The sequence below is a fragment of the Saccharothrix variisporea genome, from assembly GCF_003634995.1.
GTDB classification, from domain to species: Bacteria; Actinomycetota; Actinomycetes; order Mycobacteriales; family Pseudonocardiaceae; genus Actinosynnema; species Actinosynnema variisporeum.
Genome location: NZ_RBXR01000001.1, coordinates 6,789,402 through 6,802,957, shown reverse-complemented (window position 1 = coordinate 6,802,957; position 13,556 = coordinate 6,789,402). Strand labels below are relative to the sequence as shown.

Annotated in this window: 7 protein-coding genes; all 7 read right to left on the bottom strand. The window is 71.8% G+C overall.

Going from position 1 to position 13,556, the window contains the following annotated elements; all coding sequences use genetic code 11:
• Positions 1–85: 85 nt before the first annotated feature.
• The gene (coaD, locus tag DFJ66_RS30945) at positions 86–568 is read right to left on the bottom strand and encodes a pantetheine-phosphate adenylyltransferase (protein ID WP_121231986.1); all 483 of its coding nucleotides are present in this window, start codon (positions 566–568) and stop codon (positions 86–88) included.
• Between the two features lie 53 nt (positions 569–621).
• Positions 622–1,188 (bottom strand): 16S rRNA (guanine(966)-N(2))-methyltransferase RsmD, encoded by a 567-nt coding sequence (gene rsmD / locus DFJ66_RS30940; protein ID WP_121226375.1) that lies wholly within the window; start codon positions 1,186–1,188, stop codon positions 622–624.
• 62 nt (positions 1,189–1,250) lie between these two features.
• Positions 1,251–1,943, bottom strand: coding sequence for an SDR family NAD(P)-dependent oxidoreductase (locus DFJ66_RS30935; RefSeq protein ID WP_121226373.1), 693 nt, complete (start codon positions 1,941–1,943; stop codon positions 1,251–1,253).
• Entirely contained in the window at positions 1,940–3,022 is a 1,083-nt protein-coding gene (locus tag DFJ66_RS30930) for an MBL fold metallo-hydrolase (RefSeq protein WP_121226372.1), read from the bottom strand. The genes DFJ66_RS30935 and DFJ66_RS30930 overlap by 4 nt, the downstream gene beginning before the upstream one ends.
• Before the next feature lie 142 nt (positions 3,023–3,164).
• The gene (locus DFJ66_RS30925; RefSeq protein ID WP_121226370.1) at positions 3,165–3,626 is read right to left on the bottom strand and encodes a hypothetical protein; all 462 of its coding nucleotides are present in this window, start codon (positions 3,624–3,626) and stop codon (positions 3,165–3,167) included.
• Complete coding sequence (locus DFJ66_RS30920) at positions 3,620–9,763, bottom strand: PA14 domain-containing protein (RefSeq protein WP_246029966.1); 6,144 nt, start codon at positions 9,761–9,763, stop codon at positions 3,620–3,622. The genes DFJ66_RS30925 and DFJ66_RS30920 overlap by 7 nt, the downstream gene beginning before the upstream one ends.
• A gap of 265 nt (positions 9,764–10,028) precedes the next feature.
• Complete coding sequence (locus tag DFJ66_RS30915; RefSeq protein ID WP_121226368.1) at positions 10,029–13,406, bottom strand: pyruvate carboxylase; 3,378 nt, start codon at positions 13,404–13,406, stop codon at positions 10,029–10,031.
• Positions 13,407–13,556 lie beyond the last annotated feature (150 nt).

Sequence of the window (13,556 nt, the reverse complement as noted above, 5' to 3'; positions counted from 1 at the left end):
GTGAACTTGACGTGGTGTCCGACGTCACTCATGGCAGTGGCCGGACCATCACATCGTGTGAAGATCCGGCCACTTTTCGTGTGGTTCAGCGGCCTTCGGCGAGACGCTGGGTCAACCGTGCCTGGATCGACGGGGGCAGCAGGCTGGACACGTCGCCGCCGTAGGTGGCCACGTCCTTCACCAACGAGCTGGCCAGGAAGCTGTAGATGGGGTTGGTCGGCATGAACAGCGTGTCGACGCCGGTGAGCTGGTGGTTCATCTGCGCCATCTGCAGCTCGTAGTCGTAGTCGCTGACCGCGCGCAGGCCCTTGACGATGGCCTTGATGTCGTTCTCGCGGCAGTAGTCGACCAGCAGGCCGTGCCAGGAGTCCACCCGCACGTTCGGCCACTGGGCCGTCACCTCGCGGAGCATGTCCGTGCGCTCTTCCACCGAGAACAGGGTCTTCTTGTTCTTGTTGATGAGCACGGCGACGACGACCTCGTCGAAGAGCTTCGCCGCTCTGCCGATGATGTCCAGGTGTCCGTTGGTGGCCGGGTCGTAGGAGCCGGGGCACACGGCACGCGTCATGGTTTCGGACGGTAGCACCCGATCGGATGCGTCCACTCCGGTCGTGGTCCGCATCACCCGCCCGCGCCGGCGTGCTCCGCCCAGTACAGCGCCGTGTCGCCGTATCGCTTGCTGCGCAAGGATTCCAGCCCGGCGGGCCAGATCGGTTCAGGTGACCGAGCGGCCCGTTCGACGACGACCACCGAGCCGGGCGCGGTCCACCCGTGCGCGACCAGCGCGGCGAGGACCTCGGCCAGCTGGGCGTCGGTCACGTCGTAGGGCGGGTCGGCGAAGACGACGTCGCACGGGGCGTCCGGCGGGGTGGCGACGGCGGCCAGCGCGGTGCGGTTCACGACCTGCGCGCCGGGCAGGCCCAGGGCGCGGGCGTTGCCCTTGAGGACTTCGGCAGCCCGCTTGTCCGACTCGACGAACGTGGCGTGCGCCGCACCCCGGGACAGCGCCTCGAACCCGAGCGCCCCGCTGCCCGCGTAGAGGTCGAGGACGCGGAGCCCGTCGAGGTCCACGAGCGCTTCGAGCGAGCTGAACAACGCCTCGCGCACCCGGTCGGAGGTGGGCCGCGTGCCCTTCGGGGGCACCTGCAGGCGCCGACCACCGGCCACGCCCGCGACGATCCTGGTCATGGGGAGATTGTCGCCGGTCGGCTGCGGCGGGCCAGGCGGGCCGGGGGCTCAGCGGGCCGGTGTCAGCGGGCCAGGTGGGCGCCGCCGTTGACCGGGATGACCTGGCCGGTGATGTGGCCCGCCTCCGGCGAGGTGAGGAACGCCACGGTCGCGGCCACGTCCGCCGGGGTGCCCGCGCGGCCGTTGGCGGTCTGGCCGATGAGGGTCTGCCGACGCTGGTCGGTCATCCCGCCGCCGAAGAACTCGGTGTCCTCGATGTAGCCCGGCGACACCACGTTGGCGGTGATGCCCCGCCCGCCGAGCTTGAATGCCAGCTCGGCGGTCCACGCCTCGACCGCCGCCTTCGCCGCGCCGTAGCTGCCGCCGCCGCGCCGGCCCGCGATGGAGCCGATGGTGACCACGCGGGCCTGCTCGGCGAAGCGGGGTTCCAGCGCGGCGGTGACGAGGACGGCCGTGATCACGTTCGCCTCGTAGGTGGCGAGCCACTGGCTCTTGAGGTCGTCGCCGCCGGCCAGCCCGCCGGCGTTGTTCACCAGGACGTCCACAGTGGACGGCAGCTCGGCGAGGGCGGCGTCCACCTGGTCGGGGTCGGCGGCGTCGAACGCCACCGCCCGCGCGCCGATCTCCGCCGCCGCGGCCTCCAGCACGTCCTCGCGCCGCCCGGTGATCACCACGTCCAGGCCACGAGCCACCAGTTCCGCCGCGATGGCCCGCCCGATGCCGGTGCCACCGCCGGTCACGACCGCGGTCCTCATGCCAGTGCCTGCCACCATCCGTCTACCTGCGGGGGATCGTTGACGTCGATCTTCTCACCGGGCCGCGGCACGGCGAGCGGGATCTCCCACGCCTTGGCCTCGCGCCACACCCGGTCGACGGGCTCGGACCAGTCGTGGAAGGCCAGGTTGAACGTGGCCCAGTGCACCGGCACCAGCAGCCCACCCCGGACGTCGCGGTGTGCGGCGACGCCTTCCTCCGGCGTCATGTGGATGTCCGGCCAGCCCGGCCCGTACGCGCCGATCTGGATCAGCGAGGCGTCGAAGGGGCCGTACTTGTCGCCGATGCGCTTGTAGCCGTCGAAGTACCCCGTGTCACCGCTGTAGTACACGCGGTGCTCGGGTCCGAGGATGACCCAGGACGCCCACAGCGTGTTGTCGCGCCGGAACCCGCGGCCGGAGAAGTGCTGGGCGGGCGAGGCGACCAAGCGGACGCCGGCGACCTCGTGCGACTCCTCCCAGTCCAGCTCCACGATCCGGGACTCCGGCACCTTCCAACGCCGCAGGTGCGCCCCGATGCCCAGCGGGACCACGAAGACGGCGTGGGTGGTCGTGGTCAGGTCCTCGACGGTGGCCTGGTCGAGGTGGTCGTAGTGGTCGTGCGAGATGACGACGGCGTCCACCGGGCCGACCTCGGCGAGCGTGTGCGGCACGGGGTGCAGCCGCTTGGGCCCGACCAGCCGGGACGGCGAGCACCGGTCGCTCCACACGGGGTCGAGCAGGATGCGCGCGCCGTCGATCTCGACCAGCGTGGACGCGTGCCCGTACCAGGTGAGGTGCAGCCCCTCGGTGGCCACGTCCGTGGCGGGGACCAGCGGCACGTCCCCGACGGGATGCCGTTGCTGCCCACCGAAAACGAGCTCGCGCGCGGTGTCCCCGGCACTCCCGGCCGGCATGGTGCGCGTCCGCACGGCGTTGTGGAACTTGCCGTCCCAGTAGCGCGGCGACCGCCACACCCGCTCCCCGCCAGGCCGCCCGCCCAACGCGGCGGGCACGTCCCGCAACCCCCACGCGACCGCGCCGGCCGCCAACCCGAGCAGCGCTGCGGTGACCTTCTTCATGGCTCCTCCAACGCCGTTCCGACCGGACGGGTTCCCCCGTGCGACGGAGATAACCCGAGACCGCCGTCACCGCCACTCGAACCCGCCGGCCGCCGGGGCGAAGCGGGGGCGCCGCGTCGAGCGGCACCCCCGCGACGGCCCGTCAGCCGCAGGAACTCGCCTTCGCGAACTCCTCGGCGGACATGTTCTTCACGTGGTACCGGACCTTCCCGCCCGCCAAGTCCTCCAGCACGAAGCTCTCGTACTCCACCGTGCCGTCGGCGAGGTGGACCTCGGCGACCAGGTCCTCCCCGGGCCGGGGTTCCCGCGCCGGCACGGTCTCCGCCGCGCCGGCCGGTGGTTCGCCGACCACGAACCGGGTCACCCGGGCCGGCTCGGCGAAGTCCACCCGCCAGGCGCGCGGGGAGCCTTCGTCGTAGTCCCGCTCCCCCGGCGCCACCAGGTCGACGCGCACGACGCCGGCGGGCTCGCAGGCGGTGTAGAGGATCTCGACCCGGCCGGCGGCGTCCAGCCGGACCGCGACCGGGTCGAACTCCGCCTGCGGCACGCAGGCGGAGGTCGCGAGCCCGACGGCGACGACGCCGGCGACGAGCCTGGTCAGCAATGCGGTCCCCTCCGGTAGCAGCCGTCGTGCAGCCCCGCGTGCCGCTCGAACGGGTTGCGGGCGCCCGGGTAGCGCAGTTCGGCCAGGCCGTACGCGATGGGGAACGCCGGTCCGAGGACCGCCCACTGCGTCGCGTGCTTGGCCTCGTGCCGCATCATGTTCGGGTGGGTGCTCCGCTCACCGGTGAGGAACACGTTGCCGATGGTCATGCCGCGCCGGGTGCCGTAGCCGCCCTTCATGCCGTTGCAGGCGATCATGAGGCCGGCCTTCATGCTGCACTTGCCCCCTCGCATCCGCGCCCACGCCACCGCCGGGCCGGTGTACGGGGCGTTGCGCACGAAGCGCACCACGTGGAACACCCGTCCCGCGCCCTGCCGGAGCGCGCCCCGGAAGCCGCTGGCGATCTTGCCCCGGTTCCGCCACGCCCACCGGCCCGCCCGCTTCATCCAGTCGGGGATGCGGCCGTCGAGGTCGGTGGCGTTGACCGGGTCGCCGTTGACGTAGTCGTAGTCGTTGGAGCTGCCCCCGTCAACCGGGTCGACCGCGAGGAACCGGCCCAGCAGCGGGCTGTACGGGCGGGCGCCCATCTGCACCACCGACAACGACCCGGCGTGCTCGTACAGCCGCTGGTGCTGCCCGAGCCACCCGGCGTCGAACTGGCCGGGCGCGTTGTCCGGCACCGCGTCGGGCGTGGCGGGCTCGCCGAACGGGCCGTACTCCCGCAGACCGCCGACCTGCTTGCCGTCCGCGCCGGTGGTCAGCGTGAGGTCGCCCCGCACGGTCGGGTGGTCGACGGTGACCGCCGCCGGGTCCGGCCGCCACGTGTAGAGCGCCCCGCCGGGCAGGCTGACGGCGCGTGAGGCCAGCCTCTTGTCCGCGCCGACCAGGGTCAGGTCGGCGGTGTCGCCGCTGCCGGTGAAGCCGTACCGCACGTCGGTGTCCGCGTCGCCCTGCGCCGCCGTGCGGCGGACGATGCGGTCGGTGGCGTCCCGGACGTAGGACACGTCCGCCGGGTCGGCACCGGTCGTGCGCACGGCGATGTTGCGGTCCGCGCCGTCCCAGGACAGGTGGGTGGTCGCGCCGTCCACCGTGTACTGGGTGGTGTTGCCGTTGTCGTCGTACCGGATGTCGGTGACGGCCGTCGCGCCGACCGTCGCCAGCAGCCGGTCCGCCGCGTCGTAGCAGTACGCGGTCTCCGCCACACCCGACGCCGTCTCGTCCAGCAGCCGCACCCGGTTGGTGTTCAGCCCGGCGTCGGCACGGGTGCCGGTCGGGCAGGCCGCGGCGGCCGTGGACGTGAAGTCGTAGGTGTAGTGGTGGCCGCCCACCCACGCTTCGGTGAGCCTGCCGACGGCGTCGTAGGCGTAGTTCTGGCCGGACGGACGCGCGTCCACCCCGTTCAGCACCTCGTCGACGATCGTGCCGCCCCTGGTGCGGGTCACCTGCGACACCACCTGGACGGCGTCGGCGGTCCGCCACGTGTGGGACACCACGCGCCCCGAGGGGTCCTTGCCCAGCGCCGACAACGAACTGCCGTTGGCGTAGGCCACCGACGCGACGTCGCCCGCGGCGTCGAGGGTGATCTCCGCCAGCGTGGTCGAGTCCAGCCGCAGGGTCAGCAGCCGGCCCGCGTCGTCGTAGGTGTAGGACGTCACCTGCGGCGGGTCGGCCGGGTTGGGCGGGACGACCTTCTCCGACATCAGCCTGCCGACCTGGTCGTAGCTCGACTCCGTGCGCACGCCGTTGGCGTCGGTGTACTCGACGACCCGGCCGAGCAGGTCGGTCTTCGTCGTGACGGTGCCGTTGTGGTCGGACACCGACGTCACCAGCGGGTCGCCGCCGACCGCGTAGTTCGTGGTGACGGTCCGCTCCGCCGCCGACGCCGTCGCCGGGTGCTTCACCGCCACCGAGCGGTCCCGCTCGTCGTAGGTCGTGCAGGTCCAGCGGCCCGCGCTGCCCTTGGCGACGATCCGGCCGGAGGCGTCGTAGACCTGCTCGTCCTCCCGCGCGGCACCGGTCGCCGGCGTGGGCAGCCGGTTGAGCCTGGACAACCCGCCCTGGTTGATCGACTCCACCTCGGCGGTGCAGGGGTTGTCGCGGGTCTCGGTGTCGCCGTAGAACACGTGCCCGATCTGAACGCCCGTGGGCATCTTCTTGCCGGTCTTGCGCAGGTAGCCGGTACCGAGCGGCTCGTAGGTGCTGCGCGTGGTCAGGCCGCCCGCGGTGGTGCTGGTGGCCAGCCCGTACGCGGGGTCGAAACCGTCCTCGTCGTACCGGGTCGTGGTCGTGCCGTTCGGCACGCCGTGCGACTCGGCCTGGAAGCTGGTCGTGGTCAGGCCGTACTTCGGCCGCAGGCTGGTGGCGGGCACCACCTGCTGCACGCCGCCGGGCGTGGTCCAGTGCAGCTCCAACTGGGCGGTGACGGCGTTCTCGTAGTACTCCACCCGGATCTGCTTGGTGTGGCCCGGGGCCGGGCTGGTCACCACGGCCGTGCGCCAGGTCGGTGAGCTGTCCACCCAGTAGTCCATGACGAGGTTGTCGTTGACCCACACCCGGACGCCGTCGTCGGCCAGCACCCGCAGGGTGTAGTTGCCCGCCTCGGGGAAGACGACGTCACCGGTCATCCGCAGCGAGAAGTTGTCGGCCGGGATGCCGGCGGCGGGCGCGTCGGTGCCCCAGTTGCGGACGGCGGTGCGGTCCGCGGCCAGACCGGTCTGGTGCACCTTCGGCGCACCGGACAGGAACCTGTTGTCGTAGAACGACACCGCGAGGCCGTTGACGCCCTCGTCGTAGCCGGTCTTGTTGTGCGGCACGGTGTCCGCGCACGCCGGGGTCGGCGACTGACCGTTGAAGCACGACGCGGGCGCGGGGCCGTACGTGTCGACCGGCCGACCCTTGTCGTCGTAGGTGTACGTGGTCACCCGGCCGGACGCGTCGGTCGAGGTCAGCTTCTCGTCCTTGACGTTCCACGTCTGCGACGTGGTGCGGCCGGTCGCGTCCGTGGTCGACAGCAGCCGGTAGTCGTTGTCGTACCGGACCATCGAGTAGTAGCCGGGCGCGGGCGACAGGCCGGCGACACCCACGTAGGTGGCGCGGTTGACCGTGTCGTAGTGGTAGATGTGCTTCGGCCGGGCGGCCTGGCCGGGCGACGGCGACGCCGCGGTCACCGACGAGGCGTACGGCTTGCCCTCCTTCGTGGTGTAGCCGATCTGGGCGATGACCTCCAGGGCGGAGGGGTGGGTCGGGTTGACGGCGAGCCAGTCGTTGGCCAACGCGTCCCGCGTCCGGTCGAGCACGCCGTTGGCGTCGTAGCCGTAGTCGGTGTTCTCCCCGCCCGGGTCCTCGATGCGGACCAGGGCGTTGCCCGCGTACCAGAACCTGGTCTCGCTGCCGTCCCAGTAGGTGATCCGGCACAGCATCTGCTCCGGCGGCAGCGGCTGGGCGTACCGGGGCGGGGGCGTGCCGCCGTAGCAGTCGTCGCCCGGCCGGTTGTAGTGCAGCCGGTGCGAGCGCCCGGACACCGGGTCCTTGATCTCCTTCAACCGCGACGGCGAGCCGTCGTAGACGTTCTGCAGGGCCGCCGGCTTCCGCGCGTCCTGGACGTTGGACACCTGCTCGAGCTTGCCGTCGGACCGGAAGACGAACACCTCCGAGCCCTCGGTCAGGGTGACCCGGCCCGTGGCGTCCAGGGACAGCTGCCCGGCGTCGCCGTCGGGCGCGGTGTAGCCGCCGGTGCTCTGCTTCTTGTAGGTGTGCTTGGCGCCCGTGCCGTCGGTCAGGACCACGGTCTGGTCGGTGACCTTCGCCTCGGTGTAGGTGGAACCGTCACCGTCGAGGTCCGCCGACATCGTCCAGCCCCGGGACAGCACCGGCAGGTCGGAGGTGTACAGCCAGTCCGCCGGGACGACCTGGGACGGCACGTTGCCCTCGGACGTGCGGACGAACAGCCGCAGCGCGGCGTACCCGGTCGCCTCGGCCAGCTCGACCTTGATGGGTACGCGCTGCCCCGCCGTCAGGGCGACACCGGTCGACACGCCGTAGTTGACGTCGCTGCAGCACGGCTGGTCGTAGACGCTGTTGCCGTTGACCCACACCTTGAGGCCGTCGTCGTGCACACCCGCGAACTGGTAGGTGCCCGTGGCGGGAGCCTGGAAGTAGCCCTCCCACCGGGCGAGGAACCAGTCCTCCGGCAACGCCGGCGCGAACGGCGACGTGTAGCCCCACTCCACGTTCACCTGGGGCTCGGTGCGCACCAGGACGGGCTCCTGGCCGGGGTTGATGTTGCCGTTGTGCGACAGGTCCGGGAAGTAGGTCGCCTTGAGCCCCTTGGGTTCCTGCTGCTGCGAGTTGTACGACAGGGTGAGCCCCGCCGAACCGCCGACCGTGGTGAACGTCGGCGACGACTGCGAGGTCATGACGTTGCCGTTGGCCAGGTTCACGCTGATCGCGCCGAGCGTGTCGACGGGCGCGGGACCGCGGTCGCCGATCCGCTGGTCGATCTTGAAGTGCTGCACGGGGCTGGGCGTCATCGTCACGCCGCTGTACGCGTGCGCCTGCCAGGTGTAGGCCACACCGTCCTGGAGCACCGCCTCCGGCACCGTCCACGTCGGGCTGTCGAGGCAGCCCGAGTCCACGACGACACCGGACTTCGCGTCCGGTCCCGTGGCGACCTTGAAGCAGTACTTGACCGGGTCGCCGTCCGGGTCGGACACCGGGGTCACCGACAGGGTCGGGGCCAGGTTCCGGATCACCGCCTGGTCCGGGGGACCGGTCGGCGACGGCGCCGGCGGCGCGCTGCCCGTGTCGACGGTCAGGGTGGCGTTGAGGTCCTTGTACGTCCACACGCCCGGCGCCTCGTGGCCGACCAGCAGGAACGTGGCCATGTGCCGGATGTCGACGACGTGGCGCAGGAAGCTGGTCAGGCTGTCGCCGGTGAACGTGCCGACCTGGCCGACCATGCCGCTGGCCATGTGGCCGCCCACGCCGTTGAACTCCATCGCGGACGCGTGGTACAGGTGCGCCGGCCACGTCTTGTCCGGGGACAGCGGCCCGCGCTTGTTGGACACGTCGACCTTCGCGCCGACGATCGTCCGGCCGTACATCGAGGAGTAGTCGAAGCGCAGCGCGCTGCGCCAGTACTTGTCGCCGCGGTCGAGCACGTTGCCGATCTGGACGCCGCAGTTGGTGCACCAGTAGCCGTCGGACTTGTACGCCTCGGAGTACACCACCCCGAAGGCGAACGTCGGGTCCACGCTCACCGGGTACACGCGGGCCGGGTCGTTCAGCCAGGCCTGGTCGACCGTGACGGTCAGCGCCCACGTCCCACCGGTCTTCTCCACGGCGTAGGAACCGCCCGTGACGGCCGGCGGAGCGTCGTCCTTGCCGGACGAGTCCCAGGTGACGACCGGCGGCATGACGATCTTCGCGGCGCCCTGGGCGTCCCGCAGCTCGACCGTGCCCTGCTCGGTCACCACCGGCGTCAGACCGCCGGTGTCCAGGGTGAAGCGCCACGAGGAGGCGCCGGGCTTCTTGACCCGGATGGTCTCCTTCACCGCGCCCGGCGTCACCTCGTACACCAGGTCGGTGTCGGCCGTGACGTCGGCGTACCGCGCGGACCGGCCGTTCACATCGGCCTTGCGGCCCTGGGCGGGCCGGTCGAGGCCGAGGGAGACCCGGTCGCCCCCGGCCTCGACGGTCACCAGGGACGGGTCGTCCGCGGTGGCCCCGAAGGTGGGCTTGAGCGGGTGGCGCTTGGCCTTCACCCGCCGCGACCGGGCGTCGGTCTCCAGCGACGGGTCGACCTCGTGCCAGCGGCCCTGCGGGTCTTTGACGTTGCGCGGTTCCGTCGACTGCTGGATCGTCCGCGTGCCGTCCGGGTTCTCGTACTCGGTCTCGAACAGCGACCGCCGCACCACCTTGGACTTCTCCGGGTCGAAGTGCGACCCGCCCGCGCCCGCCCGCTTGGACAAGGGCGTGAAGTCCGCCTTCGGGTCGGCCGGTGCGACGACCTCGTCCGCGTCCGGCCTCGCCTCCAGGGCGGGCACTTCACGCGGATCGACGGCACGCGGTTCAGCCGCGCCCGCCGGTGCCGGCGTCCCGCTCAGCAGCGACGCCGTGAGAGCCGCGCTGAGCAGCACGGACAGGAATCTGACAGCACGATTTGGGCGCGCGCGTAGGCGCGCGCCAACAACTGGCGCATGCAAAGTGAAGCCCCCCTGACAAGTGCCCGGCGGTCACCCGGGCCGTGCCCCCGACCTGCGGCGAATCATGTCCAGCCGGGTGATCCGGCGGCAATAGGCCAAACGGAGTGATTCCTAACAGGAGCTTCACAAGCGTCCGCAACGGACACACAGGACGGGCCGGGCACCACGCAGGTGCCCGGCCCGTCGAGTGGACTCGCGACTACTCCAGCACGATCAGCAGGTCGCCACCTTCCACCTGCTGCACCCCGCCCACGGCCAGCCGCTTCACGCGACCCGCCTTCGGCGCGGTGATCGCCGCCTCCATCTTCATGGCCTCGATGGTCGCCACCGTCTGGCCGGCCTCCACCGAGTCGCCCTCCGCCACCGAAGGCGTGACCACACCGGCGAACGGGGCCGCCACGTGGTCCGGGTTGGTCCGGTCCGCCTTCTCCGCGGCCGGGATCTCCGCCGCGATGGACCGGTCGCGCACCTGGATCGGGCGGAGCTGGCCGTTCAGCGTGGCCATGACCGTCCGCATGCCGCGCTCGTCCGCCTCGCCGATGGCCTCCAGGCCGATCAGCAGGCGCACGCCGGGCTCCAGGTCGACCTGGTACTCCTCGCCCGGCCGCAGGCCGTAGAAGAAGTCCTTGCTGTCCAGCACGCTCGTGTCGCCGTAGGCGTCGCGGTGCGCGCGGAACTCCTTGGTGGGGGCCGGGAACAGCAGGCGGTTGAGGGTGTTGCGGCGGTCCGACGCCAGGCCGGCCTCGTCCTCGGGGGTCAGCTGCGCCACGCCCTTCGGGGCCGCGCGGCCCTTCAGCGCCTTGCTGCGGAACGGCTCCGGCCAGCCGCCGGGCGGGTCGCCCAGCTCGCCGGACAGGAAGCCGACCACCGACGCCGGGATGTCGAAGCGGCCCGGGTCGGCCTCGAAGTCCTTCGGGGACACGCCCGCGCCCACCAGGTGCAGCGCCAGGTCGCCGACCACCTTGGACGACGGCGTCACCTTCACCAGCCGACCGAGCATCCGGTCCGCCGCCGCGTACATGGCCTCGATCTCCTCGAACTTCTGCCCGAGGCCCAGCGCGACCGCCTGGGTGCGCAGGTTGGACAGCTGCCCGCCGGGGATCTCGTGGTGGTACACGCGACCGGTCGGCCCGGGGATGCCGGACTCGAACGGCGCGTACACCTTGCGCACGGCCTCCCAGTACGGCTCGATGTCGCACACCGCCTGCAACGACAGGCCCGTGGCGTGCTCGGTGTGGTCGGTGGCCGCGACGATCGCCGACAGCGGCGGCTGGGACGTCGTCCCGGCCATGGACGCCACCGCGCCGTCCACCGCGTCCACACCGGACTGGATGGCCGCGAGGTAGGTCGCCAGCTGGCCGCCCGCCGTGTCGTGCGTGTGCAGGTGCACGGGCAGGTCGAACTCCTTGCGGAGCGCGGTGATCAGCCGTGCGGCGGCGGGCGGGCGCAGCAGGCCCGCCATGTCCTTCACGGCCAGCACGTGCGCGCCCGCGCCGACGATCTGCTCGGCCAGCTTGAGGTAGTAGTCGAGCGTGTAGAGCCGCTCGTCCGGGTTGGACAGGTCGGCCGTGTAGCACAGCGCCACCTCGGCGACGGCCGTCCCGGTCTCCCGCACCGCCTCGATCGCCGGGCGCATCTGCTCGACGTCGTTCAACGCGTCGAAGATCCGGAAGATGTCGATGCCGGTCTTCGTCGCCTCCTCCACGAACGCCGAGGTCACGGCCTCCGGGTACGGCGTGTACCCGACCGTGTTGCGGCCCCGCAGCAGCATCTGGAGGGTGATGTTGGGTACGGCTTCGCGCAGTGCCGCCAGCCGCTCCCACGGGTCCTCGGCGAGGAACCGCAGCGCCACGTCGTAGGTCGCGCCGCCCCACGCCTCCAGGGACAGCAGCTGCGGCGTCAGGCGGGCCACGTGGGGCGCGACGGCCAGCAGGTCCTTCGTGCGCACGCGGGTCGCGAGCAGGGACTGGTGGGCGTCGCGGAACGTCGTGTCCGTGACCGCCAGCGCCTTGCTCTCCCGCAGCCAACGGGCGAAGCCCTCCGGACCCAGCTCGGTCAGCTTCTGCTTGGACCCGGCCGGCGGTTCGACGCCCAGGTCGACGACGGGCAGCTTCTCCTTCGGGTCCACCGCGGACGGGCGCGGGCCGTTGGGCTTGTTGACCGTCACGTCGGCCAGGTAGGTCAGCAGGCGCGTGCCGCGGTCGGCCGAGTGGCGGGCGGTGAGCAGGTGCGGGCGCTTCTCGATGAACGAGGTGGTGACGCGGCCCTGGTAGAAGTCCTCGTCGTCCAGCACCGCCTGGAGGAACGGGATGTTCGTGGACACACCGCGGATGCGGAACTCCGCCACGGCGCGCCGGGCGCGGGCCACGGCGGCGGCGAACGTCCGGCCGCGGCAGGACAGCTTGACCAGCATCGAGTCGAAGTGCGCGCTGACGACCGTGCCGGCGCCGGTGGTGCCGCCGTCGAGCCGGATGCCCGAGCCGCCCGGCGAGCGGTAGGCGCTGATCATGCCGGTGTCGGGGCGGAACCCGTTGGCCGGGTCCTCGGTGGTGATCCGGCACTGGAGGGCGGCGCCGCGCAGCTGCACGGTGTCCTGGCTCAGGCCGAGGTCGTCGAGGGTCTCGCCGGAGGCGATGCGCATCTGGGACTGCACGAGGTCGACGTCGGTGACCTCTTCGGTGACCGTGTGCTCGACCTGGATGCGCGGGTTCATCTCGATGAAGACGTACCGGCCCTGCGGGTCGAGCAGGAACTCGACGGTGCCCGCGTTGCGGTAGCCGATGTGCCGGGCGAACCGGACGGCGTCGTTGCAGATGCGTTCGCGCAGCTCCGGGTCGAGGTTGGGCGCGGGCGCGATCTCGATGACCTTCTGGTGGCGGCGCTGCACCGAGCAGTCCCGCTCGAACAGGTGGATCACGTTGCCCTCGCCGTCGGCGAGGATCTGCACCTCGATGTGGCGGGGCTCGACGACGGCCTGCTCCAGGAACACCGTCGGGTCGCCGAACGCCGACTCGGCCTCGCGGGACGCGGCCTCCAGAGCCTCCCGCAGCGCGGCCGGGTCCTCCACGCGCCGCATACCGCGCCCACCGCCGCCGGCGACGGCCTTCACGAACACCGGGAAGTCGATGTCCTTCGAGGCCTCCAGCAGCTCGTCGACGTCGCTGGACGGCGCGCTGGACTTGAGCACCGGCAGCCCGGCCTCGCGGGCGGCGGCGATCGCGCGTGCCTTGTTGCCGGTCAGCTCCAGCACGTCCGACGGCGGACCGACGAACGTGATGCCGGCGTCCGCGCACGCCTTGGCGAGCTCGGGGTTCTCCGACAGGAAGCCGTAACCCGGGTACACCGCGTCGGCGCCGGCCTTGCGGGCGGCCTTGATGATCTCGTCGACGGAAAGGTAGGCCCGGACGGGGTGGCCGGGCTCGCCGATCTCGTAGGACTCGTCCGCCTTGAGCCGGTGCAGCGAGTTGCGGTCTTCGTGGGGGAAGACGGCAACGGTGCCGGCGCCCAGCTCGTAGGCAGCGCGAAAAGCCCGGATCGCGATCTCGCCGCGGTTGGCGACAAGAACCTTGCGGAACATTCGGCGTTCCCTCCCAGGTCAGTCGGAGTTCAAGGCACGCTACCGTGTGGTTCCCGCTGGTCGGGAGCTCCATCCCACGTGACGGACATCATCCCGATCGGGGGTTTCGTCCGGTCGAGCGAGGTCACGGCCGCCAGGATTGTCCCGTGC

Excerpts from the sequence above, each read along its gene's own strand:
- DFJ66_RS30915 (WP_121226368.1), bottom strand. The coding sequence starts at position 13,406 with ATGTTCCGCAAGGTTCTTGTCGCCAACCGCGGCGAGATCGCGATCCGG.
- DFJ66_RS30935 (WP_121226373.1), bottom strand. The coding sequence starts at position 1,943 with ATGAGGACCGCGGTCGTGACCGGCGGTGGCACCGGCATCGGGCGGGCC.
- DFJ66_RS30930 (WP_121226372.1), bottom strand. The coding sequence starts at position 3,022 with ATGAAGAAGGTCACCGCAGCGCTGCTCGGGTTGGCGGCCGGCGCGGTC.
- coaD (WP_121231986.1), bottom strand. The coding sequence starts at position 568 with ATGACGCGTGCCGTGTGCCCCGGCTCCTACGACCCGGCCACCAACGGA.
- rsmD (WP_121226375.1), bottom strand. The coding sequence starts at position 1,188 with ATGACCAGGATCGTCGCGGGCGTGGCCGGTGGTCGGCGCCTGCAGGTG.